This is a genomic window from Flavobacterium rhizophilum (assembly GCF_046000485.1).
Classification (GTDB): Bacteria; Bacteroidota; Bacteroidia; order Flavobacteriales; family Flavobacteriaceae; genus Flavobacterium; species Flavobacterium rhizophilum.
Genome location: NZ_JBELQB010000006.1, coordinates 219,336 through 245,551, shown reverse-complemented (window position 1 = coordinate 245,551; position 26,216 = coordinate 219,336). Strand labels below are relative to the sequence as shown.

General features: G+C 35.5%; 23 protein-coding genes and 1 tRNA gene. 7 read left to right on the top strand and 17 right to left on the bottom strand.

Translation table 11 applies throughout. The features are described 5' to 3' along the window. Positions 1–52: 52 nt before the first annotated feature. Positions 53–1,240, bottom strand: coding sequence for a phosphoglycerate kinase (locus ABS768_RS09945; protein WP_408074814.1), 1,188 nt, complete (start codon positions 1,238–1,240; stop codon positions 53–55). 190 nt (positions 1,241–1,430) lie between these two features. On the opposite strand from ABS768_RS09945, the gene ABS768_RS09940 reads away from it, so the two are divergent. Next, positions 1,431–2,579: a DNA polymerase III subunit gene (locus ABS768_RS09940; RefSeq protein ID WP_408074813.1), complete on the top strand. Its 1,149-nt coding sequence runs from the start codon at positions 1,431–1,433 to the stop codon at positions 2,577–2,579. Between the two features lie 4 nt (positions 2,580–2,583). After that, entirely contained in the window at positions 2,584–2,964 is a 381-nt protein-coding gene (locus ABS768_RS09935) for a DoxX family protein (protein ID WP_408074812.1), read from the top strand. 154 nt (positions 2,965–3,118) lie between these two features. Here the strand turns inward: ABS768_RS09935 and ABS768_RS09930 are convergent, their stop codons facing one another. The 8 genes from ABS768_RS09930 to ABS768_RS09895 all read right to left on the bottom strand — a co-directional run bounded on the left by ABS768_RS09930 (position 3,119) and on the right by ABS768_RS09895 (position 14,885). After that, on the bottom strand, positions 3,119–5,389 hold the full coding sequence (locus ABS768_RS09930) for a helix-turn-helix domain-containing protein (protein WP_408074811.1): 2,271 nt from the start codon (positions 5,387–5,389) through the stop codon (positions 3,119–3,121). A gap of 100 nt (positions 5,390–5,489) precedes the next feature. Continuing rightward, positions 5,490–6,101 carry an OmpH family outer membrane protein gene (locus tag ABS768_RS09925; RefSeq protein ID WP_408074810.1) on the bottom strand — a complete coding sequence of 204 codons (612 nt, stop codon included), beginning with the start codon at positions 6,099–6,101 and terminating at the stop codon, positions 5,490–5,492. Positions 6,102–6,345: 244 nt separating this feature from the next. Continuing rightward, on the bottom strand, positions 6,346–7,200 hold the full coding sequence (locus ABS768_RS09920) for a class I SAM-dependent methyltransferase (protein WP_408074809.1): 855 nt from the start codon (positions 7,198–7,200) through the stop codon (positions 6,346–6,348). Further along, complete coding sequence (locus ABS768_RS09915) at positions 7,200–7,733, bottom strand: hypothetical protein (RefSeq protein WP_408074808.1); 534 nt, start codon at positions 7,731–7,733, stop codon at positions 7,200–7,202. Before ABS768_RS09915 ends, ABS768_RS09920 begins: the two co-directional genes overlap by 1 nt. A 1-nt stretch (position 7,734) precedes the next feature. Continuing rightward, positions 7,735–9,606, bottom strand: a complete 1,872-nt coding sequence (gene mnmG, locus ABS768_RS09910) for a tRNA uridine-5-carboxymethylaminomethyl(34) synthesis enzyme MnmG (RefSeq protein ID WP_408074807.1) — start codon at positions 9,604–9,606, stop codon at positions 7,735–7,737. A 160-nt stretch (positions 9,607–9,766) separates the two neighbouring features. Further along, positions 9,767–11,158: a delta-60 repeat domain-containing protein gene (locus ABS768_RS09905; protein ID WP_408074806.1), complete on the bottom strand. Its 1,392-nt coding sequence runs from the start codon at positions 11,156–11,158 to the stop codon at positions 9,767–9,769. 24 nt (positions 11,159–11,182) lie between these two features. Further along, entirely contained in the window at positions 11,183–11,593 is a 411-nt protein-coding gene (ybeY, locus tag ABS768_RS09900) for an rRNA maturation RNase YbeY (protein ID WP_408074805.1), read from the bottom strand. After that, positions 11,586–14,885 carry a hypothetical protein gene (locus ABS768_RS09895; protein ID WP_408074804.1) on the bottom strand — a complete coding sequence of 1,100 codons (3,300 nt, stop codon included), beginning with the start codon at positions 14,883–14,885 and terminating at the stop codon, positions 11,586–11,588. The genes ybeY and ABS768_RS09895 overlap by 8 nt, the downstream gene beginning before the upstream one ends. 201 nt (positions 14,886–15,086) lie before the next feature. Here ABS768_RS09895 and gltX point away from each other — a divergent pair, with 201 nt between their 5' ends. Together gltX and ABS768_RS09885 are read left to right on the top strand one after the other, a co-directional pair. Then, positions 15,087–16,595, top strand: coding sequence for a glutamate--tRNA ligase (gene gltX / locus ABS768_RS09890; protein WP_408074803.1), 1,509 nt, complete (start codon positions 15,087–15,089; stop codon positions 16,593–16,595). Between the two features lie 77 nt (positions 16,596–16,672). After that, the gene (locus tag ABS768_RS09885; protein ID WP_408074802.1) at positions 16,673–17,656 is read left to right on the top strand and encodes an SPFH domain-containing protein; all 984 of its coding nucleotides are present in this window, start codon (positions 16,673–16,675) and stop codon (positions 17,654–17,656) included. 31 nt (positions 17,657–17,687) lie between these two features. Here ABS768_RS09885 and ABS768_RS09880 read toward each other — a convergent pair whose 3' ends face one another. The 4 genes from ABS768_RS09880 to ABS768_RS09865 form a co-directional block, all read right to left on the bottom strand. After that, on the bottom strand, positions 17,688–17,927 hold the full coding sequence (locus ABS768_RS09880; RefSeq protein WP_408074801.1) for a DUF6327 family protein: 240 nt from the start codon (positions 17,925–17,927) through the stop codon (positions 17,688–17,690). A 2-nt stretch (positions 17,928–17,929) separates the two neighbouring features. Continuing rightward, the gene (locus ABS768_RS09875; RefSeq protein WP_408074800.1) at positions 17,930–18,286 is read right to left on the bottom strand and encodes a competence protein; all 357 of its coding nucleotides are present in this window, start codon (positions 18,284–18,286) and stop codon (positions 17,930–17,932) included. Between the two features lie 8 nt (positions 18,287–18,294). After that, a complete protein-coding gene (locus ABS768_RS09870; RefSeq protein ID WP_408074799.1) occupies positions 18,295–18,624 on the bottom strand; it encodes a YtxH domain-containing protein in 330 nt (109 codons plus the stop codon). 299 nt (positions 18,625–18,923) lie between these two features. Then, the gene (locus ABS768_RS09865) at positions 18,924–20,609 is read right to left on the bottom strand and encodes a glutamine--tRNA ligase/YqeY domain fusion protein (protein ID WP_408074798.1); all 1,686 of its coding nucleotides are present in this window, start codon (positions 20,607–20,609) and stop codon (positions 18,924–18,926) included. Positions 20,610–20,723: 114 nt separating this feature from the next. Here ABS768_RS09865 and folB point away from each other — a divergent pair, with 114 nt between their 5' ends. Next, the gene (folB, locus tag ABS768_RS09860; RefSeq protein ID WP_157484504.1) at positions 20,724–21,083 is read left to right on the top strand and encodes a dihydroneopterin aldolase; all 360 of its coding nucleotides are present in this window, start codon (positions 20,724–20,726) and stop codon (positions 21,081–21,083) included. Positions 21,084–21,218: 135 nt separating this feature from the next. Next, a tRNA-Cys gene (locus ABS768_RS09855) sits at positions 21,219–21,293 on the top strand. A gap of 58 nt (positions 21,294–21,351) precedes the next feature. On the opposite strand, the gene ABS768_RS09850 is transcribed toward ABS768_RS09855, so the two are convergent. From ABS768_RS09850 to rnr, 4 genes are all read right to left on the bottom strand, one after another. Continuing rightward, positions 21,352–22,038, bottom strand: a complete 687-nt coding sequence (locus ABS768_RS09850; protein WP_408074797.1) for a LysE family translocator — start codon at positions 22,036–22,038, stop codon at positions 21,352–21,354. 78 nt (positions 22,039–22,116) lie between these two features. Continuing rightward, the gene (locus ABS768_RS09845; protein ID WP_408074796.1) at positions 22,117–22,767 is read right to left on the bottom strand and encodes a GIN domain-containing protein; all 651 of its coding nucleotides are present in this window, start codon (positions 22,765–22,767) and stop codon (positions 22,117–22,119) included. 129 nt (positions 22,768–22,896) lie between these two features. Then, positions 22,897–23,559 (bottom strand): head GIN domain-containing protein, encoded by a 663-nt coding sequence (locus tag ABS768_RS09840; protein ID WP_408074795.1) that lies wholly within the window; start codon positions 23,557–23,559, stop codon positions 22,897–22,899. Positions 23,560–23,580: 21 nt separating this feature from the next. Further along, positions 23,581–25,770 (bottom strand): ribonuclease R, encoded by a 2,190-nt coding sequence (gene rnr, locus ABS768_RS09835; protein ID WP_408074794.1) that lies wholly within the window; start codon positions 25,768–25,770, stop codon positions 23,581–23,583. Between the two features lie 118 nt (positions 25,771–25,888). Here rnr and ABS768_RS09830 point away from each other — a divergent pair, with 118 nt between their 5' ends. Beyond that, the gene (locus ABS768_RS09830; RefSeq protein ID WP_330443999.1) at positions 25,889–26,128 is read left to right on the top strand and encodes a DUF2007 domain-containing protein; all 240 of its coding nucleotides are present in this window, start codon (positions 25,889–25,891) and stop codon (positions 26,126–26,128) included. The last annotated feature ends 88 nt before the right edge of the window (positions 26,129–26,216 follow it).

Below are 26,216 nucleotides of genomic sequence, written 5' to 3'. Positions count from 1 at the left end.
CAACTCATGCTATAACTTTAATTTTGTAATATTCGTATAAATTTTAACAGTGCTATTCTAAAATAGCCGCAATACCCGGAAGGGTTTTACCTTCAAGCATCTCTAACATGGCACCGCCACCTGTAGATACATAGCTCATTTTAGGCTCAAGCCCAAACTGCTTAACTGCCGCAACAGAATCACCTCCACCAACAAGTGAAAACGCACCTTTTTCTGTAGCTTCGGCAATATAATTACCTAATGCAATTGTACCTTTAGCAAAGTTTTCCATTTCGAAAACACCCAGTGGGCCATTCCATAAAATGGTTTTGGATTCTAATATTACTTTTTTGAAATTTTCAAGTGATTTTGGTCCGGCATCAAGTCCCTGCCAGCCATCAGGTATCTCAGTTACATCTGTAACCTGAGTGTTTGCATCATTCTTAAACCCGTCGGCAGCAATAACATCAACAGGAATATGTACCTGTACATTTTTCTCTTTTGCCTTGGCAAGAATATCAAGGGCAAGGTCAAGTTTATCGTCCTCACAAATAGAATTACCTATTTTACCGCCCTGAGCTTTGATAAAAGTAAATGTCATCCCTCCTCCAATTATCATATGGTCTACTTTATCCAGTATGTTTTCGATAACTGTAATTTTAGAAGAAACCTTAGATCCGCCTAAAACAGCCGTTACCGGTTTTTTGCTATCATTTAGCACTTTATTAAGACTTTCTATTTCTTTAGCAAGAAGTAAGCCAAAACACTTATTTTCAGGGAAAAACTTTGCAATTATAGTTGTAGATGCATGTGCACGGTGTGCCGTACCAAAGGCATCGTTAACATAAATATCGCCTAAATTGGCAAGTTGTTTTGCAAAACCTTCGTCTCCTGCTTCCTCTTCACTGTAAAAACGCAGATTCTCTAAAAGCAGTACTTCACCAGGCTGTAAAGCCGCAGCGGCAGCTTCTACATCTGCACCCACACAATCTTCAACAAATTTCACATTAACACCAAGTACTTGAGATACTTTGGCAACAATATGCTTAAGGGAATATTTCTCTTCTTTCCCTTTTGGCCTTCCAAGGTGTGACATTAAAATGGCACTTCCCCCGTCTTTTAAGATTTTATCTATTGTGGGCTTCGCAGCTACAATCCTTGTATCATCAGTTACGTTAAAATTCTCATCAAGAGGTACGTTAAAGTCTACTCTTATAACTGCTTTCCTGCCTTCAAAGTCAAAATCATTAAGGGTCTTCATACTGTATTTTAAGTTGTTTAAATTTGATTAAAGGCAAATATAGTTTTTTCCGTTAAAAAAATTATAATAAAATAAGAGGCTCCTTATTATTTAACATATATAGCTCATTGCTTTACAGTTAGGGGATTAACTACTAAAACGTAATAGTTTGTTATGGTATACATCCCATAAATTCTTCTATATTTGCCCTATGCTTTTTTCAGAGATATTAGGCCAGGAACATATTAAAAGCCATTTGACAAAAAGTGCCGATTCCGGCAGGATTCCGCACGCACAGCTTTTTGTAGGTCCCGAAGGATCAGGTAAGTTGGCTATGGCAATTGCCTATGCACAGTATATTTTATGCTCCAATACTAATAGTGAAAACAACAGCGGTAACTCCGTCTGTAACCTGAAGTTCCAGAATTTTTCTCACCCCGATTTACATTTCGTTTTTCCGGTTGCTACCAACAGCGAAGTGAAAAGCCATCCTGTTAGTGCCAACTTTTTAAAGTACTGGAGGGAGTTCATTGCCGAAAATCCTTATGGCGGGTTGTTTGACTGGTACAAGAAAATCGACATTCAGAACAAACAGGGACAGATAGGGGTAGATGAAGCTCATGAGATTGTAAAATCACTTTCGCTAAAGGCTTACGAAGGAGGTTATAAAGTGATGATTATTTGGATGGCCGACAGGATGAATGTAGCTACAGCTAACAAACTGCTGAAACTACTGGAAGAACCGCCACAAAAAACCATATTCCTGCTGATTGCCGAAAGTGACGACGATATACTGCAAACTATACTTTCACGCTGTCAGGTATTACATTTTGGCGGGTTGAGTGAGCAGGCTATTGCCGATGCCCTGATTTCCCAAAAAGGGCTTGACAACAATGAAGCTCTGAAAATTGCCCACCAGGCACAGGGAAATTTTAATAAGGCGTTACAGATTTTAAACAAAGACAATAACGGTTTCCCTTTTGAAGAGTGGTTTGTACAGTGGGTGCGCGCCGCCTTTAGAGCAAAAGGAAACGCCGCTGCCATACAGGACCTTATTGCATGGAGCGAACAGATTGCGGGTATTGGCCGTGAGGCACAAAAACAGTTTATTCATTTTTGTATCGATATGTTCCGTCAGGCATTATTGCTTAACTATCAGGCAAAAGAACTGGTTTTTATGGAACCTACTGTCGATAAATTTAAACTTGAAAATTTTGCTCCGTTTGTAAACGGAAATAACATTAATGATATTTTTAAAGAACTGTCGGACGCTCTTTACCACATCGAAAGAAACGGTAATGCAAAAATTATATTAACCGACCTTTCCATAAAACTAACGCGATTAATTCATAAAAAGTAAGATTATGACACCAGCTATCATTATTATCCTGATTTTTTTAGCCATAACTTTTATCCAATCGGGCTACGATAAAGTTGCCGACTGGAAAGGAAATGTAGAATGGCTTAAAGGTCATTTTTCACAAACTATAATTAAAAACCAGGTTCCGGCCGCTTTACTTTTAGTTCTTATACTTGAGATTGTTGCAGGTGCTTTTTCGGTTATTGGAATCATTCAGATTTTTATGAACGACAATACCGAATTTGCCGGTTATGCCGCAATAGTTTCGAGCGCTACGCTGCTTTTACTGCTATTAGGTCAGCGTCTTGCCAAAGATTATGACGGCGCAAGGACTATTGTTATCTATTTTATACCTACAGTAATGTTATTAAACTGGTTATATTAATAACCAATACAAAATATTATCAGGCTTTCTCAAAAGTGTTATTCTGAATGTAAAGTAGTGAAATGAAGAATCTCAAACAGTTAATGTTTAGAGATTTTTCCTGTCATCAAAATAACAATATGCTATTTTATAATTGCTTTTGAGAAAGTCTTTTTTATTCTTCATCATTAAGGCTGGCCCTGTACAATCGAAGCTCACCCCAGGTAAAGGCTTCGCCATGTTTTTCTTTAAGGTTGGTAAGTGATTCACCGTCAAAATCTTCAAAAGCTTTGGCCAGTTCGGCAATCTTATCTTCTGCAAGTACTTCCTCAATCTGGATTTTTCCGCGCTGAACCAGTCCGGCAATGTGGCTGAGTACCGTAGTTTCAGTAAGTTTCCTCACTCTGGCAATATCTTCAATACTCATCTTTTCCTTCCATAAATCAAAAGTCTCCTCAAGGGTAGATTTTTTAGGCTGCTTTTTTTTCGCCGGATAATTATCATATTCCTCGGTTTCCTCCTGCAATAAGGTAACCGGATTATCCTTAAGGTTTTTACGTATGGCTTCCAGTTTCTTAATTCGGTACGAGTGTATTTCGGGCGTAATCAGATTTTCTTTTATAATTTCTTCCTCATTAAGCACGGCTAGCATTAGCCTTTTGGCTTTCATCAGCCTGATTACCGTATAGGTTTGCAGTTCCTCCAGTTCAGATAGCTCCTCATAAAAACCTTTAGCTTTCCTCAGTCTTTTTATCTCTTCCATTTTTTGAAGTAAACCTGTTACCAAACTGTCCATAACCGGAAAGAAATAATTGTATGCCGCTTCTACCCTTTCCTCAACAAACTTCATATCAGGTTGTTCCACGGAAAACAATTTAGCCAGCTGACTAATAAACTTATGCCCCGGGGTATGCATTTTCTTTATCTTATCTTCAGACAGATTAACCCACTCCCTGTGCTTAGATTTTAGTGATCTTGGCCCTTCCTGCAGGTAAGTCAGTTTATGTCGTTGCCAAACATCGGTAAGTTCGTCCCAGTCAAAGCTGTTTTTCAGGTAATTGAATATAAAGCGAAGAGTGTCCTTTTGCAAAAACACTTCCATTTGCTCTTCCTTAACTTTAGATGAGGCATAGCCCATCACATCCATGTCGTTAGTAAGGCCATTCATTTGCAGTGGAGAAAGCAAAATAAGCCCGTTTAACGAACGCAAACGCGAAAGCGCTACATAGGCCTGTCCCGGCAGGAAAACGCCCGATACATCGATCGCAGCTTTATCAAAGGTTAATCCTTGGCTTTTATGAACCGTTATGGCCCAAGCCAGTTTAAGCGGATAGTGTACAAATGTGCCTAGAACCTCTTCCTCTATTTCTTTGGTATTTTCGTTTACGTGGTATTTTACGTTTTTCCATTCGTACCTGTCGGCTTCAATGGTAAGATCCTCTTCCGGGAAATGCACGAGTATCTCTTCATCTGATACTGATTTGATTAAACCTATTTTACCATTGAAATAATTCTTTTCGGGGGAAAGGTCGTTTTTAATAAACATTACCTGAGCTCCTTTTTTCAATTTAAGCTCCTCCTCTACCGGATAAATTTTCTCTGGAAAATCCCCCACAATTTCCGGATGGAAAACAAATTCCTTTTCATCCAGTTCATCCAGTGCTTTGGCATTTATATTATCAGCTTTTGCATTATGGGTGGTTAGCGTAATAAACCCGGGATTCTTTTTTAAATCAAAATCTGGTTGGGCATAGTTGTTTAAAACCGACACATCGTTTGGTGTTATTACATTGTTTCTCAGGTTATTAAGTATAGATATAAAGGCATCATCAGTTTGTCTGTATATCTTGGAAAGCTCTATATATAAAGGCGGATTACTACTAACAACCTGAGAATGAAAGAAATACTTACCCCTGTAATACTGGCTCAACACTTCCCATTCTTCATTTTTCACCACCGGAGGTAGTTGTAATAGATCGCCAATAAACAATACCTGAACACCTCCAAACGGAATATCCTTATGACGCACATTACGTAACATAAAATCCATAGCATCAAGCAAATCGGCACGCAGCATACTCACCTCGTCAATAACAAGCAGTTCCATGTTTTTGATAACTGCCTGTTTATCCCCTCGCATTTTAAAGTGCCTGCGCAGGCTGTCCTTATTTTCAAAACGGACAGTATCTGTAACCTGTGGTGTTACATTATCCGGAATAAAACCTGCAAAAGGTAACTGGAACATGGAGTGTATGGTTACACCACCAGCATTTAGTGCAGCAATACCCGTAGGCGCCACCACAACCACATTTTTATGTGTGGTACGAATAATTTCCTTAAGCAAAGTAGTCTTTCCCGTACCTGCTTTACCGGTAAGAAAAATAGATCTATTTGTTTGATTTATAAAGCGTAAGGTATATTCGGCAGCTGTAGATAAACTTTGCATGTGGCGTATAATTATTAGAATCCCGAAATTAAGTATAAAAAATTTATGGCAACAAAAAAGCTCCCAAAAGGGAGCTTAATTTAATATTATAATACTGAAATTATTTTGCAGCTTCTTCTTTTTCAGTAGTTTCTGCTTTTTCTTCAGTAGCTTTATCTTCTGTTTTTACAGCATCAGGATTCTCTCCTTTAAATTTAGCATTTACTGCTTTAAGGATTTCCTCTGTAATCTCATAGCTGTCTTTAGCATAAAGTACATTGGCAGCATCACCGGTACCATAAATATAGTCGTAACCGTTTTTCTTACCGTAATCTTTGATATACGATCGCATCTCTTCAACAATACTGTCCCTTTGCGGAGCAAATTCTTCCTGAAGTTGTCTCATCATACCATCCTGCATCATAGAAAGTTTCTGCTCTCTTTCCTGGAACTCCTGAGCTTTAGCCTGAACCCACTGTGCCCCTCTTCTTGGTGCCTCATCCTGAGCTTTTGCATAATCAAGTTTTAACTTTTGGTACTCATCGTTAAGTTCTCTTTTAAGTTCTTCACCCTTAACGTTGCTTCTTGAGTTAAGATCCTTTAAAGCTTCAGAATCGTCCATTAACTTTTGCGTGTTAACATAAGCCGTTTTGAATTCGGTTGCACCACCTTCATTTTTGTTACATGAAAAAAGTGTAACGGCAAGACCAAGTATCAATAAAGATTTTTTCATTTGCGTTTTTCGATTTTTAAAAAAATTTCGGTAAAAGTAATAATTCGCATCAAAGATGCAAAAACAAGTTTTTATTAAAATTTATGGTAAAAAACTAGCCATAAATAAATTTTATGAAAACAAAGTTATTCTATAAACGTTATAAATCAAAATCAGCTTAAATAAATCGCTTTTAAGCGCATTTTAAAAAACATGAAGGTGTTTCCTTATTACAGCTAACAAACGTTTAACAATAAGGCTTTATTTAATTTTTACTGTGTTTTATGATATAAATAAGCGAAGAGTACTCCATATTTCCACTTGCTTTCATATTTGAACGCAGTCCCGTTAAAAAGCCTTTCACAAAATTCATTTTTCCGGTTTTGTATTTTTCAGAAAGCAGGCTCACATAAAAACTGTCAAATTTCATTGGCAGGATTTTTATTAAATCCATCTCTTGTTTTGAAAAAAGCTTTTTAATGGAGTCTTTAGAAAAATGCCAAAGGTGTCTCGGCACGTCATAAGCTGCCCAAAATTTCCCATAATACTTAGCATCATAACTATTATAATTAGGAACTGCTATGATTATGAGTCCATTTGGCTTTAAAATTCGTTTTAATTCAGATATATGTTGCTGAATATCAGGAACATGTTCTAAAACATGCCACATAGTGACCACATCAAAAGAGCTATTTTCAAGTTCTTTTATATCATTTTTGAATGAAATTCCTTTTGAAACTGCAATTTTTTTAGCTTTTTCGCTTGGTTCTATACCAAAACTATCCCAACCGTCATTTTTTGCAGTTACCAGGAAATCTCCAGTTCCGGCACCAATGTCCAGAAGTGTACCTTTTTCAGGATGGTATTTTTTTATGATAGATAATTTATCTCTAAGGGCCTTTTGTTTTACAACATGATATAATTTTTCAAAAAGTGAACGTTTACCATCAGTGTGCGAAATATAATCATCACTTTCGTAATAGCTTCCTAAATTTTCGGGTGCGGGTTGCGGATGGGTTTTTAATAATTGTAAATCAGCATCCAGTAATAACTGAAACTCTTCTCCCGAAACCGAATGATCCTTTACGGTAATATAAACGTTGTTTTCTGAAAAATTCATTATAAAGTATTGTATTCGTCCTTTAACTCTTCTAGATAATTGATCACTATGTTTTTGAATAATGAAGAATCGGACAGGCAATCTTCATTATATTCATTTACAACAGAAATTGCCAGAAATTTCACTTTCGACCCTACAACGGCAGAATCAGGTACTGCATTTGAAGCCACAAAATCAGTCGTGTCAAAATATTTGTTCAGTTCGTCGTTTTCATAAAAAAACACCTTAAACTTCATTCCTTCTAAAGTAACCCAATATTCAATCTCAGTAAACTTCATTAAGTTGTACTTATTGCCTAAAAATTGTGCAAAGGTGATTTGTTTTGGATTATTTTGAAAAATAAAAGCTGTAAGCCCCTCCTCTTTACCGTAAATCTGTTTTCCGTTCTCTACTAAAATATAATCCGAAACATCTACAGCCTGTCTTTGAGAAATACACGATTGCATAATCCCAACCAGCAAAAACAGAAAAAACCCTCTTTGAAAAAGGGTTTTTATATTACGTTCCACGTGAAACATTATTAGTTTATTCATATTATCTTCCCATATGAATTAAAAGCACCGAAACATCACTTGGAGAAACTCCACTAATGCGGGAAGCCTGAGAAATGGTTACGGGTCTAATTTTTTTCATTTTTTCTCTACCTTCGTAAGAAAGTGATTTAATTTTATCATAATCGAAATTTTGAGGAATTTTTACATCCTCTAAACGATTAAGCTTATCAGCATTATTTTTTTCTTTTTCAATATAACCCGAATACTTAACCTGAATTTCAGCCTGCTCAACAACTTCTTTATCTAAATTATGTTCGCTGATATATTCCTTAACTTTTTCGAATTTTAAAATATCATCAAGCTCAATTTGTGGTCTTGAAAACACTTTAAACATTTTATCCGGCTGGCTCATTAAAGAAGAACCTTTTTCCTCAAGTATCGGGTTAGCTTCTTCCGGCTTAACGCTTGTTTCTTTAAAGAAGTTTACAAAAGCGTGAGATTGCTCTCTTTTACTTTCCATTCTTTTAAGTCGGTCTTCTTTAGCCAAACCAATTTCGTAGGAAAGAGGCGTTAACCTGAAATCGGCATTATCCTGACGAAGTAATGTTCTGTACTCAGCACGAGAGGTAAACATCCTGTATGGTTCTTCTGTGCCCTTAGTAATTAAGTCATCAATAAGTACCCCAATGTAAGCTTCATTACGTTTTAATATAAACGGATCTTTATCGTGTATTTTAAGGTGAGCATTTATACCAGCCATCAATCCTTGTGATGCGGCTTCCTCATATCCGGTAGTACCGTTAATTTGTCCGGCAAAATATAAATTTTCTACCAACTTAGTTTCAAGCGTATGCTTTAACTGCGTAGGCGGAAAATAATCGTATTCTATAGCATAACCAGGACGGAAGAATTTTACATTCTCAAAACCGGCTACCGAACGTAATGCTTTGAACTGAACATCTTCCGGTAACGAAGTAGAGAATCCGTTAACATAAACCTCTACCGTGTTCCACCCTTCTGGTTCAACAAAAAGCTGATGACGATCTTTATCTGCAAATCGGTTAATTTTATCTTCAATAGACGGGCAGTATCGCGGACCTAAACTTTTAATTCTACCGTTAAACATTGGTGAACGGTCAAAACCTTCACGAAGTACATCATGAACTAATTCTGACGTATAGGTCATATGACACGAACGTTGATGAACCAGCGGCTTAGTTATATCCAAATATGAAAATTTATCAGGGTTTTCATCACCCGGTTGTTCTATCATTTTACTGTAGTCAAGAGAACGGCCATCAACACGTGGTGGCGTACCTGTTTTCATACGTCCGGCTTCAAAACCTGCCTTAACTAAATCTTCGGTAATTCCATATGAAGCACCCTCTCCTGCTCTACCTCCTCCAAATTGCTTTTCTCCAATATGGATTAGACCATTCAGAAAAGTTCCGTTTGTCAATACTACCGACTTTGATTTGATTTCAATACCAAGAGATGTTTTTATACCCGCTACTTTACCATTCTCGATAAGCAAACCGGAAACCATTTCCTGATAGAAATCCAAATTAGGAGTTTGTTCCAACATCAATCTCCACTCTTCAGCAAAACGCATACGGTCACTTTGCACCCTTGGACTCCACATAGCAGGTCCTTTTGATTTGTTGAGCATTTTAAACTGGATTGCCGTCTTATCAGACACAATCCCAGAGTACCCACCCAACGCATCAATCTCGCGTACAATTTGACCTTTGGCAATACCACCCATAGCAGGGTTGCACGACATTTGTGCAATGTTTTGCAAACTCATGGTAACCAAAAGCGTTTTTGAACCCATATTAGCAGCGGCAGCGGCAGCCTCACTTCCGGCATGGCCTGCACCTACTACAATTACATCATATACTTCTTGAAACATTTTAATTTCTCCTATCTTGTTCCACGTGGAACGCTAAAAAATTTTCCTCTCGCTCTAACGTTCCACGTGGAACGTTATATATTTTACTCTAAAAAATCTTCGTGTTCCACGTGGAACACGAAATATAAAAAATGCTTGATTTACTGTTCCACGTGAAACATTAACGAATCACTTTACCTGTAACTATAGCACCATCATTTAAAAAAATGCGGTACAAAATTAGACTATTATTTGGTAATATACAGCTATAAGTGTCAGAATTAACAATAGCACTATCTATTAGTCTGCCTGAAATATCATAAAATTCTATACTAGATATACTGTGGTTAGCTGAATTAAAATAAGTCGTTTCGTGTTGAGTATATATGTGTAACTTCTTATTAAGTTCAAATTCTGATATATTTAGCTCAGACGAATCAAGCCTGGAAATACTACGAGAAAGATACTCCCCTACTTTACCGTAATCTCCTCCCATCATTATCATATTATCATGAGTTAATAAAACAGAATTTATTACCGCTTCATCAATAAAATAAGGATGTGAATTCACTCCATTAATATTAAAATCATCAATTATAAAACCATTATCATCTAAACAAATAAAGTCATCATAGCCATTATAAGAAGTAAATCTACCTGCAATAATATGTCTATTACCAACTTTAATTATTGAAGTAACCAATGGAGTAATTTCCTGATAAGGCATATTGACAAGATCAAAGCTTTCATCAGAAGAACCATCACTGTTTAATCTTAAAAGAATATGTAATGATTGATCAAGAGCAACAAAACGACCGCCAACTAAAATCTTACCGTCATCCTGTAAAGAAACAGAATGAGGTTGTTGTATATAAAAAGGTGTATTAGAAAAACTATTATCTAAACTTCCGTCTTCATTTATTCTAACAATACCATCGCCTTTAGTTAACAAAATTATTTTCCCGTCAGGCTGAACAGTAAAAGAAAAAATTTCCTTTAATGATAATGATGGGTCTAAAGTAAATGAAGAATCAAGATTACCATTAGGCAACAAGCGAAAAAAAGGATAAAAAGTATTAGAGGCTGATGAATTAAAAAAAGCACCACAAACATAAATCATATCATTATGTACCTCAATTTTATTAATTTTTGCATCTATAACACTGCTGTCAAAAATAGAGGAACTACTGAAAGATTCAACAAGTTGACCATATTGATCTATTAAAACTAAAAACCTGCTATCAGTATTATTAAAAGAAAAAAATGATCCTCCTATAAGAACATTATTACCATAAGCAACTGATGCAGTAACAGAACGATTTAAACATGATGAACATGAGAAATCTTCAAACGAAGAACCATCGTTATTTAATACTGCCATAAAGTTACTTTCAGTATTATTGTAAGAATGAAAATCTCCTCCAATAAAAAAATTGTGATTAGAAAGTTCAGTAATAGTCAATACTTTTGAACCTTCACTCATATATGAGTTTTGGGAAAAAGACTGATCAACAGTTAAACTTTGAGAAAAAAGAGATGAGCTTAATAATAAAGCTGGTAAAATTTTGTACATGTAAGGTGAAATTACAATTTATAATTAATTAAAAAGATTAATTTTTTCGTTTTCTTTAGACCGCATTAAAGCAGAATCTTCTTCGGTTTTATCTTTATAACCGCAGTAGTGAAGTATACCATGAGCCATAACACGTTTTAATTCTTCAATAAATTCAGTATTAAAATCGGCTGCATTATCTTTTACCCTTTCTACAGAAATAAAAATATCACCGCTTATCAGGTTACCCATAGTGTAATCAAAACTGATAATATCAGTTAAAGTATCATGATTTAGGAACTCTATATTCTTTTGCAAAAGGTATTCATCATCACAAAAAATATAGTTGATCTCCCCTTCTGTTTTATCTTCAGAATCTATAATTTTAGAAACCCACTCCTCATACAGGGCTTCATTTTCCAATTTAAAATCGGTCTCGTAATTAAAACTAATCATTGTTTTTAAAATAGGTTTGTACCCTTTGGTTATAATTTGGGCGCAAAGGTAGACTTTGTCTGTTTAAAATCTCTATACTGTTTAAATATTCTTTAAGCTCATCAGGTATATTGGTTGAACTGTTTTTGTAGTCCTTTGTATTAGTTTGCGACTGACGTTTATTCTCTTCACCCTGCTGTTGTATAGCCTTATCAAGTTTTAAAAGTTCGTACTTAAGATTAAGCATTTTATTAAGGGTTTCATTCTTGAAGCCTTTATTTAAAAGCTGCTTTTCTATATCTTTCATTTGTTGTAAAGCTCGTTGGCCGTTACCACCCATACCTTCTTTTTCTAGAGCCTTTTCTAATGCTTCACGCAGTTGTTGTTGTTCTTTATAAATTTCTAAAAGATCTCCTGCTTCACCTTCACCGCTGGTTCCACCCTCTCCTGTTTCACCGGGTTTCTTACCACTTTTACTATCCCCGGGTTTATCCCCTTCGTTCTGCCCTTTTTGCATTCCTTTCTTCATCTGTTCAGAAAGTCCATTCTGTTTCTGGATAATATCCTTAAGTTGCATGCCTCCCTGCCCCTGACCTTTGCCTGGCTTAGACTGACCCATACCAGAACCCTGCATCTGCATTTGCATATTGTTTAAAAGATCACTTAAAAAATCGGCCAGTTTATTAGCAGATGTAATAGCATATTGCTGGTTAGAAACACCGCGTGAAATTATATTTTCAGCAAGATCATTTAATGCTTTGTCAACGTAGTAATGAACATTTCCAACCTCTTCGGTAATATCCTCGGTAATTTTTGGGTTACGTAAAGACATAGCAAAAAGGCTATCGTCAACATGACGGAACTGTTGCTTTAAGTCCTGTTGTTTGATAAGGTATTTACTAAAGCTTGGTGAACCAGAACTTGTATTTTTAAACTGATTCATTACATCTTCCTGAGAAAAAGAATAAGCTAAAAGGTTATCCAGAATCTGACGTAACATTTTTACATCCTCCTCTAACATATCCATACTACCACTCATCATGGACTGCATCATTTGCCCGCCCATTTGTTTCATTTTCTCACCTGCCGATTTTTGTTTTGGTGAAGCTCCCTGCTTATTGTCCTGCTGTAACTCATCTGTTGCCTTTTGCATATCTTCCTCTATATTCTCTTCTTCATTTTTATCAGTAGGAATATCCATAGGCTTTTTAAGATCATCGTTTGCCTTTTCAAGCTCACGCATTTCTTCCTGAAGCTTATCAAATTCCTTGTTTATTTCTTCCTGTTTCTCGGCAGAATTCTCTTTATCTTCTGATAGCTGCTCTTGTTTTTCACCAAGTTTTTGAAGTTCATCAGCAATTTGTTCGGCTTTCTTTTCTACATAATAACGCTTAGTAAGCTCAACCAACTGTTCTAAACTCTTAGTTTGGCTTTTGGATTTCTGTTTGAATTTTTCCATTTTATCAAACAATTCTTCCTTCTCCATTTTCTCGGTAAGCTTTTCAAGTTCTGATAATAGTTTTTCATTTTTCTCAGCCTCCTTCTCCTGTTTTTCCAAACGCTTCATAAGTTCTTCCTTGTTTTCATCCTTCTTTTCAGGGTTGAATTCCTCAAGGTTATCATTAAGCTTCTTAGAAAATTCCTTCATTTGTTCTTCAAGCATTTTCTGTCTGTTTATAAAATCTTCAACCTTTTTAAGGTCTTTATATTCTAAAGCAGATTTTTCCTTATTCATTTTTTGGAGCTTATCAAGATCACTAAGCTGTTTATCCTGATTTTTAATTGATTTTTCAAGACTGTTTATGTTGCTGTTCTGCTCCTGTAAAGCCTTATTTTGTTTTTCATCATCAGTTAATTCTCTGTGAGAAAAAACTGAAGACTTACTGCTCTTGTAATTATGGATGGCATCGTTATCAAATACTTCAAAATAGTATTCATAACTAACCCCCTGCTTAACATCAAGCCCTTGTGGGAATGTATAGAAAAATCGGTCAAAGGTTTCCTTCTTAACCGGTAATACCATTTTCTTAGCATTGTCAGGATTACCCTGCGCATAATATACAACCTGCAATTTGGTTAATCCGTAATCATCAGAAACCTGACCCAGTATAACTTCATTCTTTAAATTCAAACTATCGGGAGCTGTACCTACTTCAATAGTTGGGTACTGATCTTTGATAGTAGTAATTGCATACTGCAACTTTTCATGATGCTGAACCTTATCATTCGAAGTTAGTATCTGATAATCTATGTTACACAGTATACTTTTGCTTAATGAGAAAACATTGTCAGTATTATTAAAAAGTAAATTCTCATCCTTACCTACCCATTCAATTTTATTTGTTGCCAAAGCATTTACTTTCCAGGTTACTTTAGTCCCTTCCGGTACCACAGCATTCCCTGTTCCACGAATAACTTCCGGTTTTTTATGGAGGTAAGACGGGAAATTAAGCTGCATTTCGAAATTTGATATCGTTGGCACAGCTACAACAGCCAGTTGATACTCCTGAGAAGTAACATTATTAGCAACTAACTGAAAATAAATATCTTTAAGTGGTTTTTCAAATGTATATTCAAAAACTCCAGTTGAAGTATTTTCTAAATAGTAATTTTCATCACCAATAGTGATCATAGTGTTTTCAGGTATAATATTACCAACGGTTTTAACCTTTAAAGTAAAATCTTTTCCCTGTTGAGCTGTAAGTGAATTGTTTACAATAACAAATTCAAATGGTGCAGGCGGCGTATAATGCTTGTCATAATGCACTACCCTATCAAAACTTTGTGTAAATATGGAAGAATTTCCGCTAAGTGTAAATACTAAAATTAATAAAATGGGTATGGCTGCATAAGGCAGGTATTTTAAATTCTTTTTAAAATTAACGGCATTAGCAAAAGGTACAGGCTGTAAATTTTTTGCTTTCTGTTCTATGGAAGCCAATAACAATTCAGATTCATGCGATGATTTTGATAACTGAAGAAAATTAGTAAGCTTATCACTTACCTCAGAAAAATGATTCCCTATAATTGAAGATGCCTCATTGTAATCTATACCCTTTTGTAATTTGAATAATTTGAAAACTGGAAAGAGTATGAAGCGAAATAGCAAAAATATTTCGACAGCTATAAACATCCAGAAAAGCATAGTTCGCCAACTGGTAGACAACCATAAAAAATATTCCACAAGTAAAGTGAATATAAAATACAGCAATCCCAACCCTATAAAAAAGATACTTCCTTTAATTAACTCATTAGTATAGTACTTCTTAATAAAGCTTTCAAGCTTATTGAAAATAATGTTTTTTGCTTCCAAAATTACAGTCGATTGTTAATAACTGATAAAAATACAATTTCTGCCGGATAATTAAACGTAAAATCCTACTTTCTATGGTTTCAAATTTTTAAGATTAACATTTGATAATTAAGTATTTACATGTAATAATTAAATATGTCGCTTATTTGGGTGTTATTGAAAATATCATAATTGTATCTTTGCAGCTAAAATTTATTAACAATGTCCAAACAAGTTCGTGTACGTTTTGCACCAAGCCCAACTGGGCCATTACACATTGGAGGGGTAAGAACAGCCCTTTTTAATTACTTATTTGCTAAAAAAAATAACGGTGTTTTTTACCTAAGGATAGAAGATACCGATCAAAACCGTTTTGTTCCGGGAGCAGAAGAATATATAGTTGAAGCCCTTAACTGGTTAGATATACCATTTGACGAAGGTATTGGAAAAGAGGGTAAATATGGTCCGTACCGTCAAAGCGAACGTAAGGAAATATACAGGCAATATGCTGAACAGCTTATTAATACCGGCTGGGCATACTATGCTTTTGATACAGCTGAAGATCTTGATGCTTTAAGAAAACAGGAAGAGGCTGAAGGAAAAACATTTATATACAATCATACCAACAGGGATAAACTGGATAACTCTTTAAGAATTAGTAAAGAGGAAACAGAAAAAAGAATTGCTGACGGTGAAGAATATGTTATTCGTTTTAAAATACCGGTAGGAGAAACATTATTCCTTAAAGACATAATTCGTGGTGATGTGAAGTTTGAGACGAATCTTTTAGATGATAAGGTATTATTTAAAAGCGATGGTATGCCTACCTATCACCTTGCAAACATAGTAGATGACCACTTAATGGAAACCAGCCATGTTATTCGTGGTGAAGAGTGGTTACCTTCCCTACCCCTGCACTCATTACTTTACAGAGCCTTTGATTGGGAAGCTCCGGAATTTGCACACTTACCGTTAATACTTAAACCGGTAGGTAACGGTAAATTATCTAAAAGAGATGGTGATAAAATGGGATTCCCTGTATTTCCGCTTGAATGGACTAATGCAGACGGAAGTAAATCGTCAGGTTACAGAGAAGAAGGATTTTTACCGGAAGCTGTTGTTAACTTCTTATCACTGTTAGGGTGGAACCCTGGTAACGATCAGGAATTGTTTACACTTGAAGAACTGGTACAATCATTCGATTTAGAAAGAGTACACAAGGCAGGTGCAAAATTTGACCCTGAGAAAAACAAATGGTTTAATCACCAGTATTTCATAAGGCAGGATAACAATATACTTGCTTCACAGTTTAACCATACCTTACTTGAAAAAGGTATAAACAAACCTGCTGAGTTTGTAGAACAGGTTGTTGGACTGGTTAAGGAACGTGCTACTTTTGCTAGTGAGTTATGGGATTTAAGTGATTTTTTCTTTACGGCACCAACAGAATATGATGAGAAAGCTAAGAAGAACTGGAAAGAAGATACAGGGGCGCTTTTAAGCGAATTAAGCGAGGTTATTAACAATACTATGGATTTCTCTTCACAAAACTTAGAAACGGTTGTAAAAGCCTGGATAAGCGAAAAAGAAGTGGGAATGGGTAAAGTTATGCAACCGCTGCGTTTAAGCCTTGTAGGCTCATTAAAAGGTCCTCATTTATTTGATATAATGGCATTAATAGGTAAAGAAGATACCATAAACAGGATTAAAAAAGCTGTTGAAACATTATAAAATTTGAAAGCCTCTGTAACAAGAGGCTTTTTTATTATACTAATAGTCGTATCTTAACAAAAATAAATCAACTAATCATGGGAAACGTTTTTTTATATGTATTACTGTTTATAGTATTCATATTATTTCTATCATCATTTTTTACCGTTAAACAGCAAACAGCTGCTATTATAGAGCGATTTGGTAAATTCGGGAGTATTCGTCATGCCGGACTTCACTGGAAAGTGCCTCTAATAGACAAGATTTCAGGAAGAATAAATCTTAAAATTCAACAGCTTGACGTAATTATTGAAACCAAAACCAAAGAGAATGTATTCGTAAAAATGAAAGTTTCGGTACAGTTCAAAGTTATTCAGGAAAAAGTATATGAAGCTTTTTATAAGCTGGAATATCCACACGATCAAATCACATCATACGTATTTGATGTTGTTCGTGCAGAGGTACCTAAACTAAAACTTGACGATGTTTTTGAACGTAAGGATGATATTGCAATTGCAGTTAAAAGAGAACTTAACGATGCAATGACCACTTATGGTTACGACATTATCAATACACTTATTACAGATATTGACCCGGATATCCAAGTTAAAAATGCGATGAACCGTATTAATGCTGCCGACAGGGAAAAATCGGCTGCTGAATATGAAGCTGAAGCACAAAGAATTCGTATAGTAGCTAAAGCTAAAGCAGAGGCTGAAAGTAAAAGATTACAGGGTCAGGGTATTGCCGACCAAAGACGTGAAATTGCCAGAGGTCTTGTAGAAAGTGTTGACGTACTTAATAAAGTAGGTATCAATTCTCAGGAAGCATCGGCGCTTATTGTAGTAACTCAACACTATGACACACTACAGTCTATAGGTAGCGATACTAACTCTAACCTTATTCTTTTACCTAACTCACCACAGGCTGGTAGCGATATGCTAAACAATATGGTAGCATCATTTACTGCATCTAATCAGGTGGGTGAAGCTATGAAAAATGCTTCAAAAAAGAAGAAAGATGATGATTCTAACAGATATATAGAACCGGAAACTGACTTTGATAACGACGAAGATATTTAAATAAAAAGAGCGGCTAATTAAGCCGCTCTTTTTATTTAAATATCTTTTTAAACAACATGGTAAGTGCCAAACTTTTTAATGGTCCGGCAAACAAACCAAGAATGCTTAATATCCGTTTTGGTGTATCCCCTATTATATTTTTAAGCTGAAGACTTTCTTTAGTTTCTTCAACTTCCTTAACTAACTTATGATACGCAAGATCTTTTTCGACCTTTAATATTCTAAGGTCTTTATTAATCTCTTCGTAACTATTGTATATTTTTGATTTCATGGCTAATCGTAATCTTTAAAAAATATTCGTGAAAAATTAGCCAGTAAAGGTCCCTCGGTAATCTTATCCTGATAATAGTATACTATAATGGCCAGTATTAAATAAATACCGCCTACTATAAGGAATCCGTAGGCCATATTATCAAGGGCATAACCAATACCGATTGCCGCGCCTATAGAGAAAAATAAAACAACAAGTAACAACATTATTCCTAAAAGTATCACCTTTAGCATCATAGATGTTGATTTCATAAAGATTTTAAAACCCCATAGCTTGTAGTACTGTACATTAGCATCAAGTAACTCCTTAGCTTGGTTTTTTAAATCTTCAGCATTTTCTTTTATTTCCTCAAACGCCATATAACTAATTATTTGTTTACAGCTGCTTTTGCCGTTCCTTTAAGTTCTTCTAATTTTTTCTCAAGTGTAGCAATGATATCTTCTTTCTTTTGCTCAACGGTTTCAACCAAATGGTCAAGCCCTGATTGAATGTCTGCCTGAGAATGTCCGAACTTACTTTTTACCTGCTCAGAAATTTCATGAAGCTTATCTTTAATTTCATCTCTTTTATGATCATAACCATCTTTTATTTTTTTTCTGGTTTTTGATCCTTCATCCGGAGCAAATAAAATTCCTACACAGGCACCTATTGCAGCTCCTACTAGTACAGCTACAGCTGTTTCTGTTTTACCAGCCATAATTTATTGAATTTTTAGGTTAATAATTATAAAGGTAAAGACTTTAACATTTGTAGGATGTTAATGTGTAGTTAATTGAAGGCTAAATAAAACAAAAAAATAAATTAACGAGATATAAAGCAGTTTTACAGCCGTTACCTTACAATCACCTTTCCTACAAAAAATAATGTGTTACAATTAATTTATGTAGGTCAGTTTTAATAGTAGTCATTTATAATAATTACCATAATAATAGTAATTATATATAATAAAAAACTCCGAATGTTATTCGGAGTTTTAATAGATAATATTTATATCCTTTATTCTTTACTTTCTAATTTTGCCCAGGTGTCTCTTAAGCCAACTGTTTTGTTGAAAACAATTTTTTCGGCTGTAGAATCTCTGTCAACACAAAAATATCCTAAACGTTGAAACTGAAATCGGTCACCATCTTTAGCTTCACTTAAACTTGGTTCCAAATATCCTTTTATAACCTCAAGCGAATTAGGGTTAAGATAACTCTTAAAGTCAATTTCTTTATCACCGTCAGGATTTTCGTGGGTAAATAACCTGTCATAAATCCTTATTTCAGCTTCAAGAGCATGCTGTATAGATACCCAGTGAATAGTTCCTTTTATCTTTCTAAGGCTGGCTTCAGTTCCACTTCCGCTCCTACTGTCTGTATCATAAGTACAGTGAATTTCGGTAATATTACCATCAGCATCTTTTACAACACTTTCACCCTTAATGATATAAGCATTTTTAAGACGTACTTCTTTACCAAGAGTTAAACGGAAATACTTTCTGTTTGCCTCTTCCATAAAGTCTTCTCTTTCAATATATAATTCTCTTGAAAAAGGAACTTTTCTGAAACCTGCACTCTCATCCTCAGGATTGTTTTCGGCATCAAGCCATTCTTCCTGTCCTTCAGGATAATTAGTAATAACAAGCTTAACCGGATCTAAAACACCCATAACTCTTGGTGCAGTTTTGTTAAGGTCTTCCCTTACACAAAACTCCAATACAGAAACATCTACAAGATTAGTACGCTTAGCAATACCAATAGTATCGGCAAAGTTCCTGATAGCCATAGGAGTATAACCTCTTCTTCTCATACCTGATATGGTAGACATCCTTGGATCATCCCATCCTGTAACATGACCTTCCTGTACAAGTTGTAATAACTTACGCTTACTAACTACAGTATGGCTAAGGTTTCTACGGGCAAATTCACGCTGTTTAGGACGTATGGAATTGTTATCATGAATCTGATCCAGGAACCAATCGTATAACTCCCTGTGCATTAAGAATTCAAGCGTACAAAGCGAATGAGAAATAGATTCTACATAATCACTTTCCCCGTGAGCCCAGTCGTACATTGGGTATATTTTCCAGTCATTTCCTGTACGGTGGTGCTGCTTGTGCAGTATCCTGTACATAATAGGGTCACGCATAAGCATGTTAGAAGAAGCCATGTTTATTTTAGCTCTCAAAACATGGGTACCTTCCGGGAATTCACCATTCTTCATTTGTTCAAAAAGCTCCAGGTTTTCCTCTACAGAACGGTTTCTGTATGGACTTTCACTACCCGGTTGAGATGGTGTTCCCTTTTGTTTTGCCATCTCTTCAGACGACTGACTGTCAACATAAGCCAAACCTTTTTTAATAAGTTCAACGGCCCAATCATATAGTTGCTGGAAATAATCAGATGCATAACGCTCTTCGGCCCACTGGTACCCAAGCCATTCTACATCTTTCTTAATTGCATCTACATACTCCTGCTCTTCCTTGGCAGGGTTAGTATCGTCAAAACGAAGGTTAACCGGCGCATTATAGCGTAATCCCAATCCGAAATTTAAGCATATAGAGCTGGCATGCCCTACGTGCAAATATCCGTTTGGTTCCGGCGGAAAACGAAAACGCAGGGATTCCCTGTTCATTCCGTTTGCCAAATCTTCCTCAATTATCTCCTCAATAAAATTTAATGATCTTTCTCTGGTCGACATATCCTGTTAATAATAAGATTGCAAAGGTATTAAAAAAGACGGTTTTTTTAGAATATTTAAAACACTATAAAAGTCTAAGAAATTGTATTTTTACAGCAATATTTTATACTAGCAATGGGAATTATCAAACTTACCAATATACGTACCTTTTCTTACCACGGTTGCCTTGTGGAAGAAAGCAAAATAGGTTCTGACTACAGTGTTGATCTTGAAATTAAAGCCGACCTTAGGAAATCAATGGAAACTGATGAATTAGCTGATACGGTTGATTATGTTCATCTTAACAAAATAGTTATTGAAGAAATGGCTATTCGATCTAAACTTTTAGAACATGTAGCCAAAAGAATTGTGAAACGTGTTTTTGATGAAATACCTTCGGTTTCAAGAATTGTTGTAGGAGTTTCCAAAATCAATCCTCCTATTGGCGGGGATGTACAGGCAGTAACTGTACAAATTGAAGAGTACCGTACCTAAACTTTTCAGTAATAATTACTTAAAGTAAAACAAAACATTATATATTGCGATAACTTTGTATAAAGTTTAATTTTACTGATAAATTTTCTTGCGTTACTGCAAAATATATGTAAATTTGCCAACCATAACCAAAAGGGCATCGTGGCCGAGGGGCTTAGGCACAGGTCTGCAAAACCTGCTACAGCGGTTCGAATCCGCTCGATGCCTCCACAAAAAAAAGCTATCATTTTCATGATAGCTTTTTTTATTTTATATCGTTTTTAATTAGTTATTTTTTATTCTCCAGCTTATCAAAAGCCTCATCCATTAGTTTCTTTTCAGCAGGAAACCAGCCCTGTATTAATAAAGCAAGTCCGAATATCATAAGGATAATACTAATAGCTTTTTTTATTTTAGAAATGTTACTTATGGTAAGTTTACTTCTTAGCTGTTTGGCCAGCATAATTTTACCAATATCAATTATTAGGTAGGTACATATAATTGCAGTAAAGAATATAAATATTCTTGTTGGATCTAAATCCAATTGCGGTCCCCAGGTAATGATAATTGCAAGCCAGAAGCCTAATACCCCTATATTGATAAAATTAAGCAGGAAACCCTTAGCAAACAGGCTGAAATAGTTTTTCTTAATAATATCTCGGGAGGCATCATCTATAATCTCATTTTTAGCTGATTTATTGATCTTAATAAATGAAATGATACCGTATGTCATCATAATAAGCCCGCCAAAAGTGAATAAGGCAGGTTCATCTTTAATATTTTGAAGTAATTTATAACTACTGAAATAAGCTATAAGGATAAAAATAATGTCGGAAAATATAGCACCAAGATCAAATGCCAAAGCAGCCCTAAACCCTTTAATGACACTTGTTTCAAGCAGTACAAAAAAAACTGCTCCCGGCATAATACTTAAAATGAAACCTATAGATACGGCGCTTAAAATATCCTGTAACATCAACTAAAATTATAGTGATGCAAGTTAGTATTTTAAATTTTTAAATAAAAAGATAAATGTAAATCAACAGGATACTAGCTACCTTACAATAGTAATCTCGGCATTACTCGCTTTAGTTTCATTTATCTTTTCAGGGTTACCGTGAATAGCAAGTTCGGCACCCGATGCTACAACAGCATTTACCGCACCGGTAGCATAAACAGAAACTTCTGCACCAGATGCAAGATAAACTGTACTATTTTCTGTTTTCAATTTACTGGCATTAAGTTCACAGCCACTTGCTGCATGAATATCCAGTTGTTTGGCATCACCTCTTAATATGATTTCAGATCCTGAAGAAGCTGCCACACTAATATTTTCGGCATAAACAGAACAATTAAGTTCGGTACCACCATCAACACTTAACTGTAAGTTTTTTGATGTAATAGTACCTTTTACCAACATTTCTATAGGTCCCGAAAGAGCAATCTGATCTATAGGGCCATTAAAATAAATAATAACCTCGGCTGTAGAAGACGAATTACTTAAAGCAAGATTACCTTCTTCAGAACTTACCTGTAATGTGTTTTCTCCCTCTTCAATAACTAATTTATATTCTGAAGATTCTATCATTCTCACCTCTACATTTCCATTTATGGCAAGCTCCCTGAAACTTTTAATCTCTACAGTTTTTTGTGCAGCTGCAAATTGAAATACTGCAACAGCTGCAATTACGAATAACTTTTTCATGTCCTTTAAAATTAGTTGATTATTAATATAAAGACAGTATAGTAGATGAAACTGTTACAGTTAAGTAAAAAAAATCCCGATAAACTAATGTGGTTTATCGGGATATATTATTTTTAATCAGGTAATTAGTTACATAACATTGATGTTGCCACCTACATTATTGGTTTTGTTTACCTGTTTAGGTTCACCATAAATATCAATATCACCTCCTGCAGTAGTTTTAGCATCTACAAAATCAGTAGCAAAAATATCGGCCTCACCTCCTGCTGTTATACTTACAGAAGTTTGTGCAGTAGTAAGATCTCTGGAATTTAGAATCCCTCCCGAATTAATAGTAACATCATGGTTAGATGCCTTACCGTTAATGGTTAATATACCACCTGATTTGATTTTACTTTTAAGCTTATCAACATCCAGATTCAGTTTAATTTCAGCTCCCTCTTTTGCATTAAGCTCAAAGGCAACAGCCTTAAAAGTATCTTCAGATGAAACATAAGAACCTTCACTGGCTTCCACTTGGTCTACATATTTGTAATATAATGTAACCGATATATCATCACCCTGAAGGAGTTTGGAAAACTTCATCCTTATTTTTACTTGGTCATTCTTATTGACAACTTCCACATCCTGAGAATCATGACCTGAAATAACAATCTTGTTCTCGTTTGATTTTACCATTAAAACTTGAATCTGATCAAATACCTTTACGGTAGAAAAATCACCCAGATTTCTGGTTTCCTGAGCTAACAGGCTACCCGAAAAAAGCAATAAAGCCGCAATTAGTTTTTTCATGATATATTAATTTTTGATTGATTACTCTTTCTTACCGAGGTACTGAAAATCAAGTTGCTTTTTAACCAGGTCAGCATTTTTTACCTTAACGTAAACCTCGTCACCCAGCTGTAATAAATTCTGGGTAACCTGCCCTACTAAAGCATATTGTTTTTCATCAAAAGTGTAATAATCATCGTTTATTTCCCTTATGCGGCACATGCCTTCACATTTGTTTGAAACGATTTCAACATAAATACCCCATTCGGTAACACCCGATATCACACCTAAGAACTCCTCGTCCTTATGATCCAGCATGTACTTAACCTGCATATACTTAATACTGTCACGTTCGGCATTAGCTGCAAGATTTTCCATATCTGACGAATGTTTACATTTCTCCTCATACTCCTGCTCATCTACAGATTTGCCCCCATCCAGATAATGTTGTAACAATCTGTGTGCCATAACATCAGGATAACGACGAATTGGTGAGGTAAAATGCGAATAATAATCAAACGCCAGTCCGTAATGTCCTATGTTATCAGTAGAATATCTTGCCTTACTCATACTACGAATAGCCAGTGTATCTACAAGGTTCTGTTCTTTTTTACCCTGAACTTCAGCTAAAAGATTATTAAGCGATTTAGATATTAAATCTTTTGACTTGAAGTTGATACTATAACCAAACTTAGATATAACCGACTGTAAGTTAAACAGCTTATCTTCATCCGGTTCATCGTGAATACGGTATACAAAAGTCTTTTTAGGCTGTTGCTTACCAATAAATTCTGCCACTTTCCTATTGGCCAATAGCATGAATTCCTCAATAAGATGATTAGCATCTTTAGCCACTTTAAAGTACACACCTGTAGGTTCGGAAGCTTCATTAAGATGGAACTTCACCTCTACCTTATCAAACGAAATCGCACCATGCTGCATACGCTTTCTGCGTAATATTTTAGCCAGCTCATCAAGCTTAATAACAGCCTGTTGTATATCATTTCCTACCTGGTACTCCTCCCCTGTTAACGATATTTCCTGAGGGATGGTATTTCCTTTGGTTTCAATAATATGCTGAGCTTCCTCATAAGCAAAACGCTGATCGGAATAAATAGCTGTACGTCCAAACGATTGGTTAACAATCTCTGCTTTCTCATTAATTTCAAACACTGCAGAAAAAGTATATTTCTCCTCATGCGGTCGTAATGAACACGCAAAGTTAGACAGTACCTCGGGTAACATAGGTACTACCCTATCTACCAGATATACCGATGTTGCCCTATTAAAGGCTTCTTCGTCCAGTAATGTACCTTCTTCAAGATAGTACGATACATCGGCAATATGGATACCTACTTCATAGTTACCGTTTTCAAGTACCTGGAATGATAATGCATCATCAAAATCCTTAGCATCCTTAGGATCAATGGTAAAAGTTAATACTTTTCTCATATCCCTCCTGTTGGCAATTTCCTCTTCCTTGATGGAAGTATCAATCTTTTGGGCATACGCCTCAACATCTACAGGAAAATCATAAGGAAGCCCGTATTCGGCCAAAATAGCGTGTATCTCGGTATTGTGTTCACCCGGACGTCCAAGTACTCTTAAAACCTCTCCAAACGGGCTGTCTGCCTTCGCAGGCCAGTCATCTATCTTTACCAATACCACATCACCGTCCTGAGCATTACCCAGTTTGTTTTTAGGGATAAAAATATCAGTATACATTTTTGGGTTCGCCGTACTCACAAAAGCAAAGTTCTTCTGGATGTCAATAACTCCCACAAATTCAACTCTTGCTCTTTCAATAATCTCAACTACCTCACCTTCAGGTCTTCGTCCTCTCCTACGGTTATAAATATATACCTTAACCTTATCGCCGTCAAGGGCTTTATTAAGGTTTCCGGTAGGTATAAATACGTCATCTTCAAGTTCGTCGCTCACAAAGTAGGCAGTTTTTCTGCTGGTCATATCTATCACGCCTTCAATATAATCGGCTTTAGATACAACCCTGTATTTGCCTCTCTCTACTTCTTCAATCGTTTCTTTAGAGGCAAGAAATTTCAACTCTTTAATAATCTCGTTTCTGCTTTTGGTATCGTTTAGTTCCAGTGCAGCAGCTATCTGCTTGTAGTTAAATAGTTTATTTGGATCTTTAGAGAGTATTTTAAAAATTTTCCTGGAAAAGTCTTTTTCCCTTTTCACAGACGGTTTTCCGTTTCTTTTTTTACTCATATATAGTTTAAATATTGCTGAAAATTACGAATTACTTATAGAATAGTTAGTACAATTAATGAAATAATAACTATTTACTTACTAAATTTATACGGAGAATACTGAATCTCATTTACGTATGAAGGACTTTATCACAGCCGCCGTGTTTAGCTATCCGCACGAAATAGCCATCCTGAAGCACTTATTAACAGAAGCCGGAATAAACTTCTATTTCGAGAACGAAACCATTACAGCCATAGCTCCGCTTTACTCCCATGCCCTGGGCGGAATCAAACTCAAAGTTCATACTAACGACTTAGATACCGTAAAAGAGATACTCAAAAACTTAGAAGACTCAAATAATCTCAAAATTGTATAGCGTAAAAGTTATTAAGGTTTTCAACATACATTAAAAACAATAAAGCCTTTTTTAAAATTTTAAAAATTAAATGATGGTTATTATTGCT